This is a genomic window from Enterobacter sp. RIT637 (assembly GCF_019718755.1).
Classification (GTDB): domain Bacteria; phylum Pseudomonadota; class Gammaproteobacteria; order Enterobacterales; family Enterobacteriaceae; genus Enterobacter.
The window spans coordinates 150,540-170,932 of sequence record NZ_JAIHAZ010000006.1; the positions used below are offsets into that span (position 1 = coordinate 150,540).

The following is a 20,393-nucleotide window of genomic DNA, read 5'->3' on the forward strand; positions in this document are numbered from 1 at the left end:
TCCCTGAACGAGACACCCTGGCTGGCATGCCCCGTCAAATTATCGCTGCGGCAGATACTGCAGCGGGTTTACGGATTTCCCCTTGTAACGAATTTCAAAATGCAAGCGTGTAGAACTGGTTCCGGTGCTACCCATGGTAGCGATTTTTTGCCCCGCCTTAACTTCTTGTTGTTCCCGGACCAGCATTGTGTCGTTATGGGCGTAGGCACTCAGGTAATCATCGTTATGTTTGATGATAATAAGATTACCGTAACCGCGCAGAGCGTTACCGGCATATACAACGCGTCCGTCTGAGGTCGCGATAATAGCCTGTCCCTTACTCCCTGCGATATCGATCCCTTTATTTCCTCCCTCGGAGGAAGAGAAGTTTTCGATAACCTTGCCGTCAGTCGGCCATCGCCATGCAGAGATAGGCGAACTGGTGGAGGTACTGCTGGCAGTCGGTTCAGTAGAGCTAACCACAGGTGCCGTAACCGGTGCTGTGACAGCAGTCGCAGTCCCTTTATTATTCGGCAACATTTTGTTAGCACTCTGATCACCTGAATCCTCAGAATACGTAATTACAGGTTGTGAAGCAACCACCGTGGTGGATTTTTGTGCAGGCACAACGCTGTTATTTTGCGCGGTCACATCCGCCGCAGAAACAGTGTTCCCCGGCGTGAGTGGCGTACCCGTCGCGTTGCCCACCTGGAGCGTTTGGCCGACTTCCAGTCCATACGGGGCCTGCACGTTATTGCGCTGTGCCAGGTCACGGAAATCGTTCCCGGTGATCCAGGCAATATAGAACAGCGTGTCGCCGCGCTTCACGGTGTAGGTGCTGCCGCCGGTATAGCTCCCTTTCGGAATGTTCCCATACTTGCGGTTGTATACAATGCGGCCATTTTCCGTCTGAACAGGTTGTTCAACTGGTTGAATCTGCGTTGGCTGCGTGGTTGGACGCTGAACCGGCTGGATCTGCGGAGTTTGCTGCGCCGTAGAGGTGCCCATTTTAGGCGGAGGAGTGATCAACATTCCGCTGGACGTGTTACCCGAGCCGCTGTTCCCGCCGACGGAGCTTACAGGCGCAGGTGCGTTATTCGAACTTGTACAGCCTGCCAGCCATAGCGAAACCAGTGATAATGCCGCAACACGGCTGATGGTGAATTTTGGGCTTCCCGCGCTCATTTATCCCCCAGGAATGTGTTAACTACCAGTGACTTAATAATAACCGTGATGGCACGAACCTTTTGCGCCACACAATACGCTGAATTTGCCTTAATAACCCTGGATAAATCCGAGTCTCAGGCCAGCTCTCCCTTAACCAGAGGCACAAAGCGTACGGCTTCTACGGTATCGATAATAAACTCGCCGCCACGCCGACGAACACGCTTCAGGAGCTGGTGTTCATCACCCACGGGCAAAACGAGAATGCCGCCTTCATCCAGCTGCGACAAAAGTGCTGCCGGGATCTCCAGCGGTGCGGCCGTGACGATAATGGCATCAAACGGGGCGCGAGCCTGCCAACCCTGCCATCCATCACCGTGACGTGTTGAAACATTATGTAAATCAAGTTGTTTCAGGCGACGACGCGCCTGCCACTGTAAACCTTTGATGCGTTCGACGGAACACACATGGCGAACAAGATGCGCGAGGATCGCGGTTTGATACCCCGACCCGGTGCCAATCTCCAGCACGCGGGACTCTGGCGTTAACTCCAGCAGTTCCGTCATGCGCGCCACCATGTAGGGCTGAGAAATGGTCTGGCCTTGCCCAATGGGCAGCGCCACGTTTTCCCACGCTTTGTGCTCAAACGCCTCGTCTACAAACTTCTCGCGCGGCACCTGAGCAAGCGCATCCAGCACATGCTCGTTGGTGATCCCCTGAGCGCGAAGCTGTTCCAGAAGAGTTTGTACACGTTTGCTTACCATTGCACGTTCACTCCGACCCGATCTAACCAGTCCGACACCACATCATGCGCGCTATAAGCGGTTAAATCTACGTGCAGCGGCGTAACGGATACATACCCTTCATCCACAGCAGCGAAGTCCGTATCTGGACCGGCATCGCATTTTTCGCCCGGAGGCCCAATCCAGTAGAGGGTATTGCCGCGCGGATCCTGCTGCGGAATAACCTGGTCAGCAGGATGACGGCTGCCACAGCGCGTCACACGGATCCCTTTGATCTCATTGAGCGGGAGGTCGGGCACATTGATATTCAGGATACGGCCCGTGCGCAGGGGTTCGCGCCCCAGCGCGCGAAGAATTGAACAGGTGACCGACGCCGCCGTGTCGTAATGCGTATGGCCGTTAAGCGAAACCGCCAGCGCCGGGAAACCCAGATGACGTCCTTCCATCGCAGCCGCCACGGTACCGGAGTAGATCACGTCATCGCCGAGATTGGGTCCGGCATTGATACCTGACACCACAATGTCCGGGCGCGGGCGCATCAGCGCATTCACGCCGAGGAACACGCAGTCGGTCGGCGTGCCCATCTGTACGGCGATATCGCCATTTTCAAAGGTAAAGGTGCGAAGCGACGACTCCAGCGTCAGTGAGTTAGACGCTCCACTGCGGTTACGATCGGGAGCCACAACCTGCACATCCGCAAATTCGCGAAGGTGTTTCGCCAGGGTCTGTATACCTGGCGCGTGGATCCCGTCATCGTTACTCAGCAATATTCGCATAATCACCCGAGGTGTTGATAAGTTCCCTGACAACACTGGTGGCAAAGCTACCTGCAGGTAGCCAGAAGCGTAACTCAACGGTCACGTCATCCCACCAGTTCCAGCTTAACTGCTGCGGGTAGAGCAGCATCGCGCGGCGTGCTGCTTCGACTTTTTCCCGCACCAGCAGTGATTGTAATTCTGGCGCATCCGCGACGGCGGACTGCTCAGAAGCCAGCGCGTCGCCCTGTGTGCCCCAGTCGCCCGTACCGGGCATCGCGGCAGTAATCATCAGCGCTTTGGCGTCCACACGAGACTGGACATCGGCCATTTCTTCGGCCGTTGCCACAAACCAGCTTCCGCGTCCCGCTAATTGTAGCGCATCGCCAACAACAACTTGATTCGCGTCCGATTTTTTCAGACGTTCGCTCACAATCTGATTAAACAACGCACTGCGGGCCGCCGACAACCAAAAACTGCGTTTATTCCTGTCGCGCACCGGCGCATCGCTCTGCGCCCAGCGCAGTGCGCCCTGCAGGTTGCTGCCACCGATACCAAAACGCTGTGCGCCAAAGTAGTTCGGTACGCCGCGTTCGTTTATCGCCTTTAGGCGTTTTTCAACGTCTTCGCGGTCGGTCACTTCACGCAGCACCAGGGTAAAAGCGTTGCCTTTCAACGCGCCCAGACGAAGCTTGCGCTTGTGGCGGGCATACTCCAGCACTTTACAGCCTTCAAGCTCAAACTGACTTAAATCCGGCATCGTATTGCCGGGAACGCGCGCACAAAGCCACTGTTCAGTGACGGCATGTTTATCTTTCTGCCCGGCAAAGCTCACCTCGCGGGCATGAATTTTGAGGAATTTTGCCAGCGCGTCGGCCACAAAGCGGGTGTTGCAGCCGTTTTTCAGAATGCGCACCAGAATGTGCTCGCCTTCGCCATCCGGCTCAAAGCCCAGATCCTCTACCACGAGGAAATCTTCCGGGCTGGCTTTCAGCACTCCGTTCCCCTGCGGTTTACCGTGCAGGTATGTCAGGTTGTCAAAATCCGTCATTTGCCCGCCTTCACCAGCAGCGCCACGGCCTCGCAGGCAATGCCTTCGCCACGGCCCGTGAAGCCCAGCTTCTCGGTGGTGGTCGCTTTGACGTTAACGTCGTCCATATGGCAGCCCAGATCTTCCGCGATAAACACGCGCATCTGCGGAATGTGCGGCAGCATTTTCGGTGCCTGAGCGATGATTGTCACATCGACGTTACCCAGGGTGTAGCCTTTAGCCTGAATGCGGCGCCACGCTTCGCGCAGCAGTTCGCGGCTGTCTGCCCCTTTAAATGCCGGGTCGGTGTCCGGAAACAGCTTGCCGATATCCCCCAGCGCGGCAGCGCCCAGCAGCGCGTCGGTCAGCGCATGTAGCGCCACGTCGCCATCAGAATGCGCCAGCAGTCCTTTTTCGTAAGGAATACGCACGCCGCCAATGATAATTGGGCCTTCTCCGCCAAAAGCGTGTACATCAAAACCGTGTCCAATTCGCATTATGCCTTCTCCTGATGGGTCGAACGGGTAAGATAAAATTCCGCGAGCTGCAAATCTTCCGGGCGCGTCACTTTAATATTATCAGCGCGCCCTTCAACAAGCTCAGGATGGAAACCGCAATACTCCAGCGCCGAGGCTTCGTCCGTAATGGTCGCACCTTCTTGAAGCGCACGCGTTAAGCAGTCGTGGAGCAGTTCGCGGGGGAAAAATTGTGGCGTCAGCGCGTGCCATAAATCAACGCGCTCGACGGTATGGGCGATGGCCTGTTTGCCCGGCTCGGCGCGCTTCATGGTGTCACGCACGGGGGCAGCCAGAATCCCGCCGACCTTGCTTGTTTCGCTCAGGGCCAGCAGTCGAGCAAGATCGTCCTGATGCAGACACGGACGCGCCGCGTCATGTACCAGCACCCACGAGGCGTGTCCGGCAGCCTGAATGCCCGCCAGCACGGAATCGGCGCGCTCGGCGCCACCGTCAACGACGGTAATTTGTGGGTGGTTTGCCAGCGGGAGCTGCGCGAAGCGCGCATCGCCTGGGCTGATAGCGATGACCACGTGCGTCACCCTCGGGTGCGCCAGCAGCGCCGCCACGGCGTGCTCAAGGATCGTTTTATCGCCAATTGAAAGGTACTGCTTGGGACATTCTGTCTGCATGCGCCGGCCAAAACCTGCGGCCGGCACCACGGCACAGACGTCCGAAAAAGTTGCTGCCATGTCGTAATCCTGGGCCTGATTATCGATTGTTTTGTGCTGAGCCCTGATTGCGTTTAGACGCATCCGGAACCAGACGATAAAAGGTTTCGCCCGGCTTAGTCATACTGAGTTCATTGCGTGCGCGTTCCTCAATCGCCTCTTGCCCGCCATTGAGGTCATCAATTTCAGCAAAGAGTTGATCGTTTCGCGCCTTGAGTTTGGCGTTTGTTGCCTGCTGAGCCGCAACGTCATCGCTTACCCGGCTATAGTCGTGCAGTCCGTTCTTACCGAACCACAGCGAATATTGCAGCCAGACCAGCAAAGCCAGCAACAGCAGCGTTAGTTTACCCATCCTGCCCCCTGAAAAAACGGCATCATCATCCCATAACTTTCCGTTCGACTCTACTCCGGGGTTTTAATTATGTCGCAAGTTAGCCCATCAGCCATAAAAACAGCAGGCCAAACATCACCACAACGGTCACAATCGTGATAACCGTACTATACAGGAGTCGGCCATTGAAGAGGGAATGCAGCGCAATACCCACCACGACCGCCACGGGCATCAGCGCCAGGAAGAAAGGCCAGGTATAGAGGAAGAAGAACAGCGTGTTACCGCCGTAAATGAGAAACGGGATGCCCAGCGCCAGTAACCACGAGATAAAGCCGACAATGGCCCCGGGGAAGGACCAGGTCGTCTCGTCGTCGGTCGTTAACGGCTCCGACCCGGTGGTGATAATGTAGTTTTCACTGTTGCGCATAGCTGATCCTGTGACCATGACTCATCGTTCGGGGAGACAGCTCCCGAACGATACCGTCTCAGGATCTGATAATATCGTCCCGTCTGAGCAGGTCTAATAATTGGCTTACTAAATTTGTTACCAATTGTTGACCTTCCAGGTGAATCTCTGGCGATTCAGGCGCTTCGTAGACCGCGTCAATGCCGGTGAAGTTGCGCAGTTCACCGGCACGGGCTTTTTTGTATAGCCCTTTCGGGTCGCGCGCTTCGCAAATCTCCAGCGGCGTATCGACAAACACTTCGATAAAGCGATCCTGACCCACGCGTTCGCGCACCATCTGGCGCTCGGCGCGGTGCGGAGAGATAAACGCGGTCAGCACCACCAGACCGGCGTCAGCCATCAGACTAGCCACTTCGCCCACCCGCCGGATGTTCTCTTTGCGGTCATCGTCGCTAAACCCTAAATCGCTGCACAGGCCGTGACGCACGTTGTCGCCGTCCAGCAGGTACGTGCTTACGCCCTGCTGGTGCAACGCCTCTTCCAGCGCGCCTGCAACCGTCGATTTACCCGAGCCGGACAGCCCGGTAAACCACAGCACAACCCCACGGTGACCGTGGAGCTGCTCGCGCTGTGCAACGGTCACCGGATGAGGATGCCAGACGACGTTCTCATCATGGGCGGCCATTACTTGCCTCCCAGCAGATCGCGTGCGCCCCAGTGCGGGAAGTGCTTGCGCACCAGCGCGTTCAACTCCAGCTCGAAGGCGCTGAATTCAGACGTCGCTGCAGCCTGCTCTTTAGGCTCGCGCACCATACCGGCCCCGACGGTCACGTTGGTCAGCCTGTCGATAAAGATCAGCCCGCCCGTAACCGGATTCTGCTGATACGGATCCAGCACCAGCGGTTCGTCGAAGGTCAGATCGACCAGGCCAATGCCGTTCAGCGGCAGTTCGGTGACGTCACGATGGGTCAGGTTGTTGATATCCACCTGGAACTGAATACCGTCCACGCGGGCGCGGGTTTTCTTACCGGCAATTTTGATGTCATAGCTTTGGCCTGCGGTCAGCGGCTGTTCGGCCATCCACACCACATCCACGGACGCGCCCTGCACTGCCGCCAGCGTTTCGTGGGCATCCACCAGCAGATCGCCGCGGCTGATGTCAATTTCGTCTTTCAGCACCAGCGTTACCGCTTCACCGGCGCCCGCTTCCTGCAGGTCACCGTCGAAGGTGACGATGCGGGCGATAGTCGATTCCACGCCGGATGGCAGCACCTTGACGCGCTGACCCACTTTCACGGAGCCTGACGCGAGGGTGCCGGAGAAGCCGCGGAAATCGAGGTTAGGACGGTTCACGTACTGTACCGGGAAGCGCATCGGCTGGGTGTCGACCACGCGCTGAATTTCAACGGTTTCCAGCACCTCCAACAGCGTAGGACCGCTGTACCACGGCATGTTCGCGCTCTGGGAGGCGACGTTATCCCCTTCCAGCGCCGAAAGCGGTACAAAGCGAATATCCAGGTTGCCCGGCAGCTGTTCGGCAAAGGTCAGGTAGCTCTGACGGATCTCCTCGAACGTCTCTTCGCTGAAGTTCACCAGATCCATCTTGTTGACCGCCACCACCAGGTGTTTGATCCCCAGCAGCGTCGAGATAAAGCTGTGACGACGGGTCTGATCCAGCACGCCTTTACGCGCGTCCATCAGCAGGATCGCCAGGTCGCAGGTAGACGCCCCGGTCGCCATGTTACGGGTGTACTGCTCGTGCCCCGGGGTGTCGGCAATAATAAATTTGCGCTTCTCGGTAGAGAAGTAGCGGTAGGCCACGTCGATGGTGATGCCCTGCTCGCGCTCCGCCTGCAGGCCATCCACCAGCAGGGCCAGGTCGAGTTTTTCACCCTGAGTACCGTGACGCTTGCTGTCGTTATGCAGCGAAGAGAGCTGATCTTCGTAAATCTGGCGCGTATCGTGCAGCAGGCGGCCAATCAGGGTACTTTTCCCGTCATCCACGCTGCCGCAGGTCAGAAAACGCAGCAGGCTTTTGTGTTGTTGCGCGTGCAGATACGCTTCCACGCCGCCTTCGTTGGCAATTTGTTGAGCAATAGTGGTGTTCATGGCGGCTCCTTAGAAATAACCCTGACGTTTCTTCAGCTCCATGGAGCCTGCCTGGTCGCGGTCAATCACGCGCCCCTGTCGCTCGCTGGTGGTGGACACCAGCATCTCTTCGATGATCTCCGGCAGCGTCTGCGCGCTGGATTCCACCGCGCCGGTCAGCGGCCAGCAGCCGAGAGTACGGAAACGCACCATCTGTTGTTTGATCACTTCACCCGGCTGCAGGTCGATGCGATCGTCGTCGATCATCATCAGCATGCCGTCGCGCTCCAGCACCGGGCGCTCAGCGGCCAGATACAGCGGAACGATTTCGATATTTTCCAGATAGATGTACTGCCAGATATCCAGCTCGGTCCAGTTGGAGAGCGGGAAAACGCGAATGCTTTCGCCTTTGTTGATCTGACCGTTGTAGTTGTGCCATAGCTCAGGGCGCTGGTTTTTTGGGTCCCAGCGGTGGAAGCGGTCGCGGAAGGAGTAGATACGCTCTTTGGCGCGGGATTTCTCTTCGTCACGGCGCGCGCCGCCGAAGGCCGCGTCAAAACCGTATTTATTCAGCGCCTGCTTCAGCCCTTCGGTTTTCATGATGTCGGTGTGCTTGGCGCTACCGTGCACGAACGGGTTAATGCCCATCGCCACCCCTTCCGGGTTTTTATGCACCAGAAGCTCGCAGCCGTAGGCTTTCGCGGTACGGTCGCGGAACTCGTACATTTCGCGGAATTTCCAGCCGGTATCCACGTGCAGCAGCGGGAACGGCAGCGTACCTGGATAAAACGCTTTACGCGCCAGATGCAGCATGACGCTGGAATCTTTACCGATGGAGTACATCATCACCGGGTTAGAAAACTCGGCGGCCACTTCGCGGATAATATGGATACTCTCCGCTTCAAGCTGCCGCAGGTGTGTAAGACGTTTTTGGTCCATAACCGTTCCTTAAGCCAAATTTACGACAGAAGAACCAAAGCCTTCTGTATCGGTTGTGTTCTGAAACCAGGCGAGCGTGCTGTGCAGCTGCACCACTTCCCCCACCACGATCAGGGCGGGCATCGGGGCATCTTTCGCCAGGGTTGCAAGATGTTCCAGCGTGCCCGTCGCAACGTGCTGATCGACGCGCGTGCCGCGAGAAATGACGGCAACGGGCGTCGTCGCCTCGCGACCGTGCTGAATAAGCTGTTCACTGATGTCTGCCGCCTTCATCGTGCCCATGTAGATCGCCAGCGTCTGGCGGCTCTGGGCGAGATGCGACCAGTCGAACGGCGTGCTGTCGGCCTTGTAGTGGCCGGTCACAAAGGTCACGCTCTGGGCGTAATCGCGATGGGTCAGCGGAATACCGGCGTAGGCCGTCACCGCAGAGGCCGCCGTGATGCCGGGCACCACCTGGAACGGTACGCCCGCCTCGGCTGCCGCCTGCAGCTCTTCGCCGCCGCGACCGAAAATAAACGGATCGCCCCCTTTCAGCCGCACCACGGTTTTACCCGCTTTGGCGGCGTCAACCAGCATCTGGTTGGTGTCGTGCTGCGGCACCGAGTGCTCGCCAGCCCGTTTGCCGACGCAAATTTGCTCCGCGTCGCGACGGATCAGTTCGCGCACGCCGTCGGTGACCAGATGGTCGTAGAACACCACGTCCGCGTCCTGCAGCACCTGCAGGCCACGCAGCGTCAGCAGCCCGGCATCGCCCGGCCCTGCCCCCACCAGAATGATCTCCCCGCTCGTGCTGCCGGGGTTATCCAGTTCGTCTTCGAGGATTTTCTGCGCCGCCGTTTCATTACCGGCATGCATCAGGCTGGCAAAGCGGCCGCGAAACACGCGCTCCCAGAAGCGACGGCGTTCCGTCACGCTGGTCAGGCGGTTTTTCAGGTGGTCACGCCAGAAGCTGGCTTTTTCGGCCATGCGCCCGAGGCTGGTCGGCAGCAGCGCTTCGATTTTTTCCCGCAGCACGCGCGCCAGCACCGGCGCGGTGCCGCCGGAGGAGATCGCCACCAGCAGCGGCGAGCGGTCAACAATCGACGGGAAGATAAACGAGCACAAAGGCTGATCGTCCACCACGTTCACCAGGCGGTAGCGGGCTTGCGCCGCGTCAGAAATTCGACGGTTGAGTTCACGATTTTCGGTGGCCGCAATCACCAGCACCACGCTGTCGATTTGCGACTCCTCGAAATCCGCCTCTTCGACTACCCGTACCTGCGCGCCTGCCCGTTGCAGGAACGCAATTTTGCGATCGGCAATTTCACCCGTACCAACAACCAGCACCGGTCTCTCTTTAATTGCGGCAAATAAGGGCAGATAGTCCACAGGCAACAACTCACTAACAACAGGAATAGTGGGACTATAGGGGGGGACTTAGACCGAATGAAATTACGAATTGGAATGAGTAGTTACTCAATGGAATAACGCCATGGAAAAGCAAATATCAAAAAGTGCTTAACACGCGAAATTTCGGGCATTTAAGAGCAATTCAAATTGTGTATGCACGATCACAGTTTCATACTAAGCGGGTTAAAAATTTGCTCTGTTTTTAAGGACTCACTATGTTTTCCGCAACGCGCCACCGTATTGCTGCCCTGGCGCTCGGCGTTTGCTTCATTCTTCCGGTTCAGGCAAAAAACCAACCTTATGGTGAAATCGCCAATATGCAGGCGCGGCATATTGCCACGGTCTTTCCTGGACGCATGACCGGTACACCGGCCGAGATGCTCTCCGCAGACTATATTCGCCAGCAGTTTGCCGATATGGGCTACCAGAGCGATATCCGCTCGTTTCACAGCCGCTACATCTATACCTCACGCAATAAAACAAAAAACTGGCACAACGTGACGGGCAGTACGGTCATTGCCGCACACGAAGGTAAAGCGGCTGAGCAGATCATTATCATGGCGCATCTCGATACCTTCGCCCCGATGAGCGACGCCGACACCGACAATAACCTCGGCGGTTTGACGTTGCAGGGGTTGGACGACAACGCGGCGGGTCTGGGCGTGATGCTCGAACTGGCCGAGCGAATGAAAAATATCCCAACGAAATACGGAATTCGCTTTATTGCCACCAGCGGAGAAGAAGAAGGAAAGCTTGGCGCTGAGAATCTCCTTAAACGCATGAGCAATGAGGAGAAAAAAAATACGCTGCTGGTGATCAATCTCGATAATTTGATCGTCGGCGATAAGCTCTATTTTAATAGTGGGCAGAGCACGCCCAGCAGCGTGCGTAAATTAACGCGCGACCGGGCATTAGCCATTGCCCGTAGCCACGGCGTGTATGCAACCACCAATCCCGGCGGCAACCCGGATTATCCGAAAGGAACGGGCTGCTGCAACGACGGCGAAGTGTTTGATAAAGCGGGCATTCCGGTGTTGTACGTTGAGGCGACGAACTGGGGTCTTGGCAAGAAAGATGGCTATCAGCAGCGGGCTAAATCGAAAGCCTTCCCGGACGGGACAAGCTGGCACAACGTGATGCTGGATAATCAGCAGCACATTGATAGCGCGCTGCCGCAGCGGATTGAGCACCGCAGCCGTGATGTGGTGAAGGTGATGCTGCCGCTGGTTAAGGAGTTGGCGAAAGCGGGGAAAGCGTGATGTCGTTAAGCCCGGTGGCGGCTACGCCTTACCGGGCCTACGTATCGATCGAGCCTTTGTAGGCCCGGTAAGCGCAGCGCCACCGGGCGAAATGACATTACCCTTCGTGCAGCCCGCACTCGCGCTTCAGCCCAAAGAATCGCGTCTCTTCTTCCGCCATTCCCGGTTCCCATTTGCGCGTGGTGTGGGTGTCGCCAACCGACAGATAGCCCTGGTCCCACAGCGGATGGTACTTCAGCCCGTGTTTTTGCAGATACTGATACACCGTCCGGTTATCCCAGTCGATGATCGGCAGCACTTTGAACACGCCGCGCTGAACCGCCAGCACCGGTAGCGTAGCGCGGCTTCCCGACTGCTCGCGGCGCAGACCCGCAAACCAGGTCTGAGCCTTCAGATCTTTCAGCGCACGGTTCATCGGCTCGACTTTGTTGATCTCATTGTATTTCTCAATGCCCTCAACCCCTTGCTCCCACAGCTTGCCGTAGCGCGCCTCCTGCCAGGCCGCGCTTTCCGTCGCGCGGTAAACTTTGAGGTTCAGCTTGAGCTTGTCCGTCAGCTCGTCAATAAACTGGTAGGTTTCCGGGAACAGGTAGCCGGTATCGGTGAGGATCACCGGAATGTCCGGGCTGATCTGATTCACCAGATGCAGGCTGACCGCCGCCTGAATACCAAAGCTCGACGAGAGCACATAGTCTCCCGGCAGGTTTTCCAGCGCCCACGCCACGCGCCCTTCGGCGTCCAGCTTTTCCAGTTGAGCGTTGGTTTCTGCCAGCGCCAGAATGCGTTCGACTTTTGGCAGGTCATTAAGGGCGTTTAGATCGAGTACGGACATAATTACCTCTCGTGGTTACTCCCAGAAATCCCTTGCGGGATCGAGCACCGGGCGAATGATGCCCGCACGCACCGTAAAGTCGCCGAAGCCTTCACCCGCTTCGCGCTCTTTCGCCCAGCGCCCGACAAGCTCGTCAATGGAATCGAGAATTTCCGGTTCCGTAATGTTTTCACGGTACATACGCGGAATGCGTGTCCCCATACGATTGCCGCCAAGGTGCACGTTGTAACGACCCGGCGCTTTGCCGACCAGACCCAGCTCGGCCAGCATCGCGCGACCGCAGCCGTTCGGGCAGCCGGTGACGCGCATAACGATATGCTCGTCCGGAATACCGTGTTTTTCCAGAATCGCTTCTACCTTGTCAGTGAATGACGGCAGGAAACGTTCCGCTTCGGCCATCGCCAGCGGGCAGGTCGGGAACGACACGCAGGCCATCGAGTTTTCACGCTGCGCTTTAACCGCATTCATCAACCCATGATCGCGCGCCAGCTTCTCGATCTTCGCCTTCTGGCTCTCCGGCACGCCGGCAATAATGAGATTCTGGTTAGCGGTAATGCGGAATTCGCCTTTATGGATCTTAGCAATTTCCAGCAGACCGGTTTTCAGCGGACGGCCCGGATAATCCAGAATACGGCCATTTTCGATAAACAGCGTCAGGTGCCATTTATTATCGATACCTTTCACCCAGCCAATGCGATCGCCGCGACCGGTGAATTCGTAAGGGCGGATCGGCTCAAACTTGATGCCTGCGCGACGTTCCACTTCCTCTTTGAACGTCTCCACGCCCACGCGCTCCAGGGTGTATTTGGTTTTCGCGTTTTTACGGTCGGTACGGTTGCCCCAGTCGCGCTGGGTGGTGACCACGGCTTCCGCCACGGCCAGCGTATACTCCAGCGGCAGGAAGCCGAACTCGCTCGCGGTGCGGGCGTAGGTTTTCTTGTTACCGTGTTCAATGGACAGGCCGCCGCCCACCAGCAGGTTAAAGCCAATCAGCTTACCGTTTTCGGCAATCGCCACGAAGTTCATGTCGTTGGCGTGCAGGTCGATATCGTTCTGCGGTGGGATCACGACCGTGGTTTTGAACTTACGCGGCAGATATGTCTGGCCGAGGATCGGTTCTTCATCCGTGGTCGCGACTTTTTCCTGATCGAGCCAAATCTCTGCATAGGCGCGCGTGCGCGGCAGCAGGTGCTCGGAAATCTTCTTCGCCCACTCATAGGCTTCGGCGTGCAGCTCGGACTCATACGGGTTCGAGGTGCAGAGCACGTTACGGTTCATGTCGTTGGCGGTTGCCAGCGCGTCCAGCCCGACCGAGTGCAGCATCTGATGCACCGGCTTCACGTTCTTCTTCAGAATGCCGTGGAACTGGAAGGTCTGACGGTTGGTCAGGCGGATGCTGCCGTAAATCGTGTTTTCACCCGCAAACTTGTCGATGGCCTGCCACTGTTTGGTGGTGATGACCCCGCCCGGCAGACGGCAGCGCAGCAGCATCGCATGACGCGGCTCCAGCTTCTGTTCTGCACGCTCGGCGCGGATATCGCGGTCGTCCTGCTGGTACATGCCGTGGAAACGGATCAGCAGGAAGTTGTCGCCTTTGAAACCGCCGGTCAGACCGTCATTCAAATCTTCGGCAATGGTACCGCGCAGGTAGTTGCTCTCTACCTTCATGCGCTCGGCATCAGTCAGTTTGCCTTCGACCACCAGTGGGCCAGGATGTTTTTCGCTCATTAGTAGACATCTCGCTGATAACGGCGCTCTACGCGCAGCTCACTTAAAAATTCATCCGCCGTTTCGGCATCCATACCACCGAATTCGGCAATCACTTCCAGCAGTGCCTGCTCAACGTCCTTCGCCATGCGATTGGCGTCGCCGCAGACATAAATGTGGGCACCGTCATTGATCCAGCGCCACAGCTCTGCGCCCTGTTCGCGCAGTTTGTCTTGTACGTATACTTTTTCTTTCTGGTCGCGGGACCAGGCCAGATCGATGCGGGTCAGTACGCCTTCTTTAACATAGCGCTGCCATTCAACCTGGTAGAGGAAATCTTCGGTAAAGTGCGGGTTGCCGAAGAACAGCCAGTTTTTACCCGGCGCTTCATCTGCCGCGCGCTGCTGCATAAAGGCGCGGAACGGCGCAATGCCGGTGCCTGGGCCAATCATGATGACCGGGGTTTCCGGGTTCGCAGGCAGGCGGAAGTTGTCGTTGTGCTCGATAAAGACGCGCACTTCGCCCTCTTCTTCCACGCGATCCGCCAGGAAGCTTGATGCCCCACCCGCGCGGGCGCGGCCTTCGATGTCGTAGCGCACCACGCCAACGGTAACGTGCACTTCACTCTCCACTTCGGCCTGCGAAGAGGCGATGGAGTACAGGCGCGGGGTCAGCGGACGCAGCAGGCCGATCAGCGCATCGGCATCCAACTGAGCCGGAGAGAAACGCACCATATCGACAATTGGCGTCGTCGCGGCGTAATGCTGCAGCTTCGCTTTGTCGCCCACCAGCGGCAGCAAGGATTCACTGCGCGTTAAGGTGGCGTAATTTTCGACGATATTCGGGGTGTTCACCGTCAGTTCGAAATGCCACTGCAGTGCCTCTGAAAGCGGCTGGTTTTTGCCGTCAACGGTGACAGGCTCATCACCCTTCAGCCACAGCAGCTCCACCAGCTCTTTCACCAGTGCCGGATCGTTCTGATACCAGACGCCCAGCGCATCGCCAGGCTGATAGCGCAGGCCAGAGTCACCGAGATCGATTTCGATATGGCGCACGTCTTTTTCCGAGTCGCGTCCGGTGATTTTCTGGTTCACCGATAGGCTCGCCGTCAGCGGCGCCTCATTGGTGTACGGGCTGGTGTGGATGTCGTTGACGGCACCCGTCGCGGTGAAGGCGGCCTGCGCCGACGTCTCTTTCGGCACGCGCGCTTTCAGCACCTCAACGATGCGGGCACGCCATTCGGCGGCGGCGGTCTGGTATTCGACATCCGCGTCAACGCGGTCCAGCAGGCGCTCCGCGCCCAGCTCCGCCAGCTTGCTGTCGAAGTCTTTACCGGACTGGCAGAAGAATTCATAGGAAGTATCGCCAAGGCCGAACACGGCAAACGCCGTACCATCCAGCTTCGGCGCTTTTTTTGAGAACAGGAACTTGTGCAGCGCCACCGCTTCTTCAGCGGGTTCACCTTCACCCTGCGTTGAGGCCACAACCACCAGCAGTTTTTCTGACGCGATTTGCTTAAATTTATAATCCCCGGCGTTGACCAGGTTCACGTTCAGTTTGGCGGCAATCAGGTCATCACGCAGCGCTTCGGCCACGCGGCGGGCGTTACCCGTTTGTGAGGCAGAAATGAGCGTGATGGCAGGGATTTCAACGGCCGTTGCCGGTACGCCCGCAACAGCGCCAGGCTGCTGGTTGAGCATTCCCCAGAAATAGCCGGAAACCCAGGCAAGCTGGGTAGGTGAAAAATCTGTAGTGGCAGCCTGAAGGCGCGCCAGTTGCTCCGGGTTCAGGGGAAGCAAATTTGAAGGTGGGGCCTGTGTTGTCATGCGTCGTTATGTTCCAGTAGCCAAGCGGACTTTAAGCGAATAAATCCAAACTGAAGATAAGGTTAACGGCGAGGATAATAACAATTAAAGAAGGGATGGAAATAATAAATAACCAAATGGACTAACCTGTTTTAGTTATCGTTCTTAACAGTAAAAACGATTAATTAACTCATTGAAATATAATGTGAAAATTACCGAAAACTGGACATTTAGCGGGTCAATACCTAATGAGCCGTTTTAGTTAATGCTAAAAATTGTGCTTTCCGGTACTATGCGGCGGTTTTTTCCGCATTACTGAGAGCGATCATGTCCACCACACTGTTTAAAGATTTCACCTTCGAAGCCGCCCACCACCTTCCGCATGTCCCTGAAGGGCATAAATGTGGCCGCCTGCATGGGCACTCGTTTATGGTGCGTCTTGAGATCACCGGTGAAGTCGATCCGCATACCGGTTGGATCATGGATTTTGCCGAGCTGAAGGCCGCGTTTAAGCCGACCTATGATCGTCTGGATCATTACTATCTGAATGATATCCCGGGCCTAGAGAACCCGACCAGCGAAGTGCTGGCAAAATGGATTTGGGATCAGATGAAGCCGCTGGTGCCGCTGCTGAGCGCGGTGATGATCAAAGAGACCTGTACCGCTGGCTGTATCTATCGCGGGGAGTGATGCTTGCCGGGTGGCGGCTTCGCCTTACCCGGCCTACAAAAGCCTCGAACCGTAGGCCCGGTAAGCGCTAGCGCCACCGGGCTTTTTTTTAGGCAATATTCAGGTACTTGTGCGTCTGCATCGACAGGCGCCAGTTGCGCGCAATACAGGTTTCAATGCAAAGGCGCGTCGCATCGTCTTTCTGGCTGATCGGCTGTAGCGCAATGACGCGCTGTTTTTCATCCGTCAGCGTTGCCAGCAGTTCATCCAGCGCTTCGATATCACGCACGCGCCCTACCGGGTGCTTAATCTCATCCGCACGTTCCAGCGCCTGTGAGAGAACGTCATACCCGCCGCGCATATTCACTTTCGGCGAGACCGTTACCCAGGTTGCATGGGAACAGCGAACTTCATGGGTGCCGCTGGTTTCTATCTGGCAGCTATAGCCATTGTATTCGAGGAGTTCGGTCAGCGGCGTCAGATCGTGAATGCAGGGTTCACCGCCGGTGATGACCACGTGGCGCGCCGTCCAGCCCTGACGGCCGATGATGGCCAGCAAGTCTTCAGCACTCCCCGCGCCCCACTTATCGCTCTCTTTGGTTTTAGCCAGAATGCTAAACAGCGACACTTCCCGATCTGCGAGTTTATCCCACGTATGTTTGGTATCACACCAGGCACAGCCAACCGGGCATCCCTGTAAACGAATAAAGATGGCGGGAACGCCGGTAAAGTAACCCTCGCCTTGCAGGGTCTGGAACATCTCGTTAATCGGGTACTGCATAGTCAACTCTGTTAATGGGGTGAACGGTAATTATCGCAGATGTTGCCCTTAAGATCATGTGCGAGAGCTGCTTTACCGCAGACATAAAAAAACCCGCCGAAGCGGGTTTCTCAGAAGAACGAAAGTTCAGGCTTATGCCTGGCCTTTGATCTCTTTCAGACCGTTGTATGGTGCTTTTTCGCCCAGCGCTTCTTCGATACGAATCAGCTGGTTGTATTTAGCAACACGGTCAGAACGGCTCATAGAACCGGTTTTGATCTGGCCTGCAGCGGTACCCACAGCCAGGTCGGCAATGGTAGCGTCTTCAGTTTCGCCAGAACGGTGAGAGATTACAGCGGTGTAGCCAGCGTCTTTCGCCATTTTGATCGCAGCCAGAGTTTCGGTCAGAGAACCGATCTGGTTGAATTTGATCAGGATGGAGTTAACGATGCCTTTCTCGATGCCTTCTTTCAGGATCTTGGTGTTGGTTACGAACAGGTCGTCACCAACCAGCTGGATTTTGTCGCCCAGTACTTTGGTCTGGTATGCGAAGCCAGCCCAGTCAGACTCGTCCAGACCGTCTTCGATAGACACGATTGGGTACTGTTTGGTCAGGTCTTCCAGGAAGTGAGTGAACTCTTCGGAGGTGAACGCTTTGTTGCCTTCGCCAGCCAGAACGTATTTACCGTCTTTGTAGAATTCAGATGCTGCACAGTCCATCGCCAGGGTGATGTCTTTGCCCAGCTCGTAGCCAGCTGCTTTAACTGCTTCAGCGATTACAGCCAGAGCTTCTGCGTTAGAACCCAGGTTTGGCGCATAGCCACCTTCGTCACCAACAGCAGTGTTCATACCTTTAGCTTTCAGAACTTTAGCCAGGTTGTGGAACACTTCAGAACCCATACGAACCGCTTCTTTCAGGGATTTCGCGCCAACTGGCTGAATCATGAATTCCTGAATATCAACGTTGTTGTCTGCGTGCTCACCACCGTTGATGATGTTCATCATTGGTACAGGCATGGAGTATTTGCCTGGGGTGCCGTTCAGTTCAGCGATGTGCTCGAACAGTGGCATTCCTTTCGCAGCAGCCGCCGCTTTGGCGTTCGCCAGGGAAACAGCCAGGATTGCGTTCGCACCGAAGTTAGATTTGTTTTCAGTACCGTCCAGATCGATCATGATCTTGTCGATGCCAGCCTGGTCTTTGGCGTCTTTGCCAAGGATTGCCTGAGCAATCGGACCGTTTACAGCGCCAACCGCTTTCAGTACGCCTTTGCCCAGGAAGCGGGATTTGTCGCCATCGCGCAGTTCCAGCGCTTCGCGGGAACCAGTAGAAGCACCTGATGGAGCAGCAGCCATACCAACGAAACCACCTTCCAGGTGAACTTCGGCTTCAACGGTCGGGTTACCACGGGAGTCGATGATTTCACGACCGATGACTTTAACGATTTTGGACATTAGATTTTCCTCAGTACAAGTTAAACTAAAACTCCAGACAAACAACGCGTACCCAAGGTACGCGTTGCCGTTCTAACTTTTTTTACTTCGCCTGACGCTTCTGGTAGTCGCTGGCGGCCTTCACGAAGCCTGCAAACAGCGGATGCCCGTCACGCGGCGTAGAAGTAAACTCCGGGTGGAATTGGCAGGCAACGAACCACGGATGGTTTGGCACCTCGATGATCTCGACTAACTGATCATCCCCGGAACGGCCCGCAACACGCAGACCCGCAGCTTCAATCGGTTTCAACAACATATTGTTGACTTCATAGCGGTGACGATGGCGCTCGGTAATGGTTGGCTCACCATACAGCTTGCGAACCACGCTATCGTCGGACAGCTGGCAGGCCTGTGCGCCAAGACGCATAGTGCCACCCAGATCGCTCTTCTCGGTACGGACTTCGACGTTACCTTCTTCGTCGCGCCATTCAGTGATAAGCGCCACTACAGGGTACTTACAGTCTGGCACAAATTCCGTAGAGTTCGCGTTTTCCATTCCCGCTACGTTGCGCGCAAATTCGATCAGCGCAACCTGCATACCCAGGCAGATGCCGAGGTATGGAATATTGTTTTCACGCGCATAGCGTGCGGTGGCGATCTTGCCTTCTACACCACGGTAGCCGAAGCCGCCAGGGATGAGAATCGCATCCAGATCTTTCAGAATTTCGACGCCACGCGTTTCAACATCCTGCGAATCAATCAGCTTGATGTTCACGGAAACGCGGTTCTTCAGACCACCGTGCTTCAGCGCTTCGATGACTGACTTATAGGCGTCCGGCAGTTCAATGTACTTGCCGACCATACCGATAGTCACTTCACCAGCCGGATTGGCTTCTTCGTAAATAACCTGTTCCCATTCAGACAGGTTAGCTTCCGGACAGTTCAAGCTGAATCGTTTACAAATATAATCGTCCAGGCCCTGTGATTTCAACAGGCCCGGGATTTTATAAATGGAATCGACGTCTTTCATTGAAATAACGGCTTTTTCAGGCACGTTACAGAACAATGCAATTTTCGCACGTTCGTTCGCCGGAACCGCGCGATCGGAGCGGCAAACCAGGATATCTGGCTGAATACCAATAGAGAGCAGCTCTTTCACAGAGTGCTGAGTTGGCTTGGTTTTCACTTCACCTGCGGCGGCCATGTACGGCACCAGAGTCAGGTGCATGAACAGCGCGTGCTCGCGACCAATATCGACCGCCAGCTGACGAATCGCTTCCAGGAATGGCAGGGATTCGATATCACCTACGGTTCCGCCGATTTCGACCAGCACTACGTCGTGGCCTTCGCCACCCGCAACGATGCGTTCTTTGATTGCGTTAGTGATGTGTGGGATCACCTGAACGGTTGCCCCCAGGTAGTCACCACGGCGCTCTTTACGCAGAACGTCGGAGTAGATGCGACCAGTCGTGAAGTTGTTACGACGGGTCATTTTGGTGCGGATGAAACGCTCGTAGTGGCCAAGATCCAGATCGGTTTCAGCGCCGTCTTCAGTAACGAACACTTCCCCGTGTTGGATTGGGCTCATGGTGCCCGGATCGACGTTGATGTACGGATCCAGTTTCATCATGGTCACATTGAGGCCACGGGCTTCAAGAATGGCTGCGAGGGAGGCTGCGGCAATGCCTTTACCCAGAGAGGATACGACCCCGCCGGTCACAAAAATATAGTTCGTTGTCATGCTGAACCTGAGAAGTTAGGGTGAAACGATGGAATAACCAGGACGGGAAAGTAGTATACCCGAACACAGCGAGCGCCACAAACTTTCATTCTCCGTCTCCATTCCAGGCCATGACAAACATAAGGAGTGAGAAAATAGCCCCTTTTGGGTAAATGTTTTTGACGCAAATCAAGCGCTTG

At 56.2% G+C, this 20,393-nt stretch carries 20 protein-coding genes; 2 read left to right on the forward strand and 18 right to left on the reverse strand.

Annotation, left to right across the window (positions count from 1 at the left end):
* Positions 1-39: 39 nt before the first annotated feature.
* The 12 genes from nlpD to cysG all read right to left on the reverse strand — a co-directional run bounded on the left by nlpD (position 40) and on the right by cysG (position 9,989).
* Positions 40-1,164, reverse strand: a complete 1,125-nt coding sequence (nlpD, locus tag K5E19_RS11900) for a murein hydrolase activator NlpD (RefSeq protein WP_126544875.1) — start codon at positions 1,162-1,164, stop codon at positions 40-42.
* 116 nt (positions 1,165-1,280) lie between these two features.
* Positions 1,281-1,907 carry a protein-L-isoaspartate(D-aspartate) O-methyltransferase gene (locus K5E19_RS11905; protein WP_010434533.1) on the reverse strand — a complete coding sequence of 209 codons (627 nt, stop codon included), beginning with the start codon at positions 1,905-1,907 and terminating at the stop codon, positions 1,281-1,283.
* Positions 1,901-2,662: a 5'/3'-nucleotidase SurE gene (surE, locus tag K5E19_RS11910; RefSeq protein WP_010434534.1), complete on the reverse strand. Its 762-nt coding sequence runs from the start codon at positions 2,660-2,662 to the stop codon at positions 1,901-1,903. The genes K5E19_RS11905 and surE overlap by 7 nt, the downstream gene beginning before the upstream one ends.
* Positions 2,643-3,692, reverse strand: coding sequence for a tRNA pseudouridine(13) synthase TruD (gene truD / locus K5E19_RS11915; protein WP_221551378.1), 1,050 nt, complete (start codon positions 3,690-3,692; stop codon positions 2,643-2,645). The genes surE and truD overlap by 20 nt, the downstream gene beginning before the upstream one ends.
* Positions 3,689-4,168 (reverse strand): 2-C-methyl-D-erythritol 2,4-cyclodiphosphate synthase, encoded by a 480-nt coding sequence (gene ispF, locus K5E19_RS11920; protein ID WP_221551380.1) that lies wholly within the window; start codon positions 4,166-4,168, stop codon positions 3,689-3,691. Before ispF ends, truD begins: the two co-directional genes overlap by 4 nt.
* A complete protein-coding gene (ispD, locus tag K5E19_RS11925) occupies positions 4,168-4,878 on the reverse strand; it encodes a 2-C-methyl-D-erythritol 4-phosphate cytidylyltransferase (RefSeq protein ID WP_221551382.1) in 711 nt (236 codons plus the stop codon). Before ispD ends, ispF begins: the two co-directional genes overlap by 1 nt.
* A 19-nt stretch (positions 4,879-4,897) precedes the next feature.
* Positions 4,898-5,209, reverse strand: coding sequence for a cell division protein FtsB (ftsB, locus tag K5E19_RS11930; protein WP_003862095.1), 312 nt, complete (start codon positions 5,207-5,209; stop codon positions 4,898-4,900).
* Positions 5,210-5,288: 79 nt separating this feature from the next.
* Positions 5,289-5,615, reverse strand: a complete 327-nt coding sequence (locus K5E19_RS11935) for a DUF3561 family protein (protein ID WP_042716229.1) — start codon at positions 5,613-5,615, stop codon at positions 5,289-5,291.
* A 58-nt stretch (positions 5,616-5,673) separates the two neighbouring features.
* Positions 5,674-6,279, reverse strand: a complete 606-nt coding sequence (gene cysC / locus K5E19_RS11940) for an adenylyl-sulfate kinase (RefSeq protein ID WP_010434543.1) — start codon at positions 6,277-6,279, stop codon at positions 5,674-5,676.
* Entirely contained in the window at positions 6,279-7,703 is a 1,425-nt protein-coding gene (gene cysN / locus K5E19_RS11945) for a sulfate adenylyltransferase subunit CysN (RefSeq protein ID WP_221551384.1), read from the reverse strand. The genes cysC and cysN overlap by 1 nt, the downstream gene beginning before the upstream one ends.
* A gap of 9 nt (positions 7,704-7,712) precedes the next feature.
* Positions 7,713-8,621 (reverse strand): sulfate adenylyltransferase subunit CysD, encoded by a 909-nt coding sequence (gene cysD, locus K5E19_RS11950; protein ID WP_010434549.1) that lies wholly within the window; start codon positions 8,619-8,621, stop codon positions 7,713-7,715.
* A gap of 9 nt (positions 8,622-8,630) precedes the next feature.
* Positions 8,631-9,989 (reverse strand): siroheme synthase CysG, encoded by a 1,359-nt coding sequence (gene cysG / locus K5E19_RS11955; protein ID WP_409334604.1) that lies wholly within the window; start codon positions 9,987-9,989, stop codon positions 8,631-8,633.
* A gap of 236 nt (positions 9,990-10,225) precedes the next feature.
* Here cysG and K5E19_RS11960 point away from each other — a divergent pair, with 236 nt between their 5' ends.
* Positions 10,226-11,269: an aminopeptidase gene (locus tag K5E19_RS11960; RefSeq protein ID WP_221551385.1), complete on the forward strand. Its 1,044-nt coding sequence runs from the start codon at positions 10,226-10,228 to the stop codon at positions 11,267-11,269.
* Positions 11,270-11,366: 97 nt separating this feature from the next.
* Here the strand turns inward: K5E19_RS11960 and cysH are convergent, their stop codons facing one another.
* From cysH to cysJ, 3 genes are read right to left on the reverse strand one after another with little or no spacing between them, the layout of a single operon-like run.
* The gene (cysH, locus tag K5E19_RS11965; protein WP_221551386.1) at positions 11,367-12,101 is read right to left on the reverse strand and encodes a phosphoadenosine phosphosulfate reductase; all 735 of its coding nucleotides are present in this window, start codon (positions 12,099-12,101) and stop codon (positions 11,367-11,369) included.
* 15 nt (positions 12,102-12,116) lie between these two features.
* Positions 12,117-13,829, reverse strand: coding sequence for an assimilatory sulfite reductase (NADPH) hemoprotein subunit (gene cysI / locus K5E19_RS11970; protein ID WP_221551387.1), 1,713 nt, complete (start codon positions 13,827-13,829; stop codon positions 12,117-12,119).
* Positions 13,829-15,634 carry an NADPH-dependent assimilatory sulfite reductase flavoprotein subunit gene (gene cysJ / locus K5E19_RS11975; protein WP_221551388.1) on the reverse strand — a complete coding sequence of 602 codons (1,806 nt, stop codon included), beginning with the start codon at positions 15,632-15,634 and terminating at the stop codon, positions 13,829-13,831. Before cysJ ends, cysI begins: the two co-directional genes overlap by 1 nt.
* A 306-nt stretch (positions 15,635-15,940) precedes the next feature.
* Here cysJ and queD point away from each other — a divergent pair, with 306 nt between their 5' ends.
* Entirely contained in the window at positions 15,941-16,303 is a 363-nt protein-coding gene (queD, locus tag K5E19_RS11980) for a 6-carboxytetrahydropterin synthase QueD (protein WP_023309002.1), read from the forward strand.
* An 88-nt stretch (positions 16,304-16,391) separates the two neighbouring features.
* Here queD and queE read toward each other — a convergent pair whose 3' ends face one another.
* The 3 genes from queE to pyrG form a co-directional block, all read right to left on the reverse strand.
* Positions 16,392-17,063: a 7-carboxy-7-deazaguanine synthase QueE gene (queE, locus tag K5E19_RS11985; protein ID WP_221551389.1), complete on the reverse strand. Its 672-nt coding sequence runs from the start codon at positions 17,061-17,063 to the stop codon at positions 16,392-16,394.
* A 132-nt stretch (positions 17,064-17,195) separates the two neighbouring features.
* Positions 17,196-18,494, reverse strand: coding sequence for a phosphopyruvate hydratase (eno, locus tag K5E19_RS11990; protein ID WP_023309012.1), 1,299 nt, complete (start codon positions 18,492-18,494; stop codon positions 17,196-17,198).
* An 82-nt stretch (positions 18,495-18,576) separates the two neighbouring features.
* Positions 18,577-20,214, reverse strand: coding sequence for a glutamine hydrolyzing CTP synthase (gene pyrG / locus K5E19_RS11995; RefSeq protein WP_010434601.1), 1,638 nt, complete (start codon positions 20,212-20,214; stop codon positions 18,577-18,579).
* Positions 20,215-20,393: the final 179 nt, after the last annotated feature.

Coding starts and splice junctions, on each gene's coding strand:
- surE (WP_010434534.1), bottom strand. CDS start 2,662: ATGCGAATATTGCTGAGTAACGATGACGGGATCCACGCGCCAGGTATA.
- cysD (WP_010434549.1), bottom strand. CDS start 8,621: ATGGACCAAAAACGTCTTACACACCTGCGGCAGCTTGAAGCGGAGAGT.
- cysC (WP_010434543.1), bottom strand. CDS start 6,279: ATGGCCGCCCATGATGAGAACGTCGTCTGGCATCCTCATCCGGTGACC.
- K5E19_RS11935 (WP_042716229.1), bottom strand. CDS start 5,615: ATGCGCAACAGTGAAAACTACATTATCACCACCGGGTCGGAGCCGTTA.
- ispD (WP_221551382.1), bottom strand. CDS start 4,878: ATGGCAGCAACTTTTTCGGACGTCTGTGCCGTGGTGCCGGCCGCAGGT.
- cysI (WP_221551387.1), bottom strand. CDS start 13,829: ATGAGCGAAAAACATCCTGGCCCACTGGTGGTCGAAGGCAAACTGACT.
- eno (WP_023309012.1), bottom strand. CDS start 18,494: ATGTCCAAAATCGTTAAAGTCATCGGTCGTGAAATCATCGACTCCCGT.
- cysJ (WP_221551388.1), bottom strand. CDS start 15,634: ATGACAACACAGGCCCCACCTTCAAATTTGCTTCCCCTGAACCCGGAG.
- K5E19_RS11960 (WP_221551385.1), top strand. CDS start 10,226: ATGTTTTCCGCAACGCGCCACCGTATTGCTGCCCTGGCGCTCGGCGTT.
- truD (WP_221551378.1), bottom strand. CDS start 3,692: ATGACGGATTTTGACAACCTGACATACCTGCACGGTAAACCGCAGGGG.
- pyrG (WP_010434601.1), bottom strand. CDS start 20,214: ATGACAACGAACTATATTTTTGTGACCGGCGGGGTCGTATCCTCTCTG.
- ispF (WP_221551380.1), bottom strand. CDS start 4,168: ATGCGAATTGGACACGGTTTTGATGTACACGCTTTTGGCGGAGAAGGC.
- K5E19_RS11905 (WP_010434533.1), bottom strand. CDS start 1,907: ATGGTAAGCAAACGTGTACAAACTCTTCTGGAACAGCTTCGCGCTCAG.
- cysH (WP_221551386.1), bottom strand. CDS start 12,101: ATGTCCGTACTCGATCTAAACGCCCTTAATGACCTGCCAAAAGTCGAA.
- nlpD (WP_126544875.1), bottom strand. CDS start 1,164: ATGAGCGCGGGAAGCCCAAAATTCACCATCAGCCGTGTTGCGGCATTA.
- queE (WP_221551389.1), bottom strand. CDS start 17,063: ATGCAGTACCCGATTAACGAGATGTTCCAGACCCTGCAAGGCGAGGGT.
- ftsB (WP_003862095.1), bottom strand. CDS start 5,209: ATGGGTAAACTAACGCTGCTGTTGCTGGCTTTGCTGGTCTGGCTGCAA.
- queD (WP_023309002.1), top strand. CDS start 15,941: ATGTCCACCACACTGTTTAAAGATTTCACCTTCGAAGCCGCCCACCAC.
- cysN (WP_221551384.1), bottom strand. CDS start 7,703: ATGAACACCACTATTGCTCAACAAATTGCCAACGAAGGCGGCGTGGAA.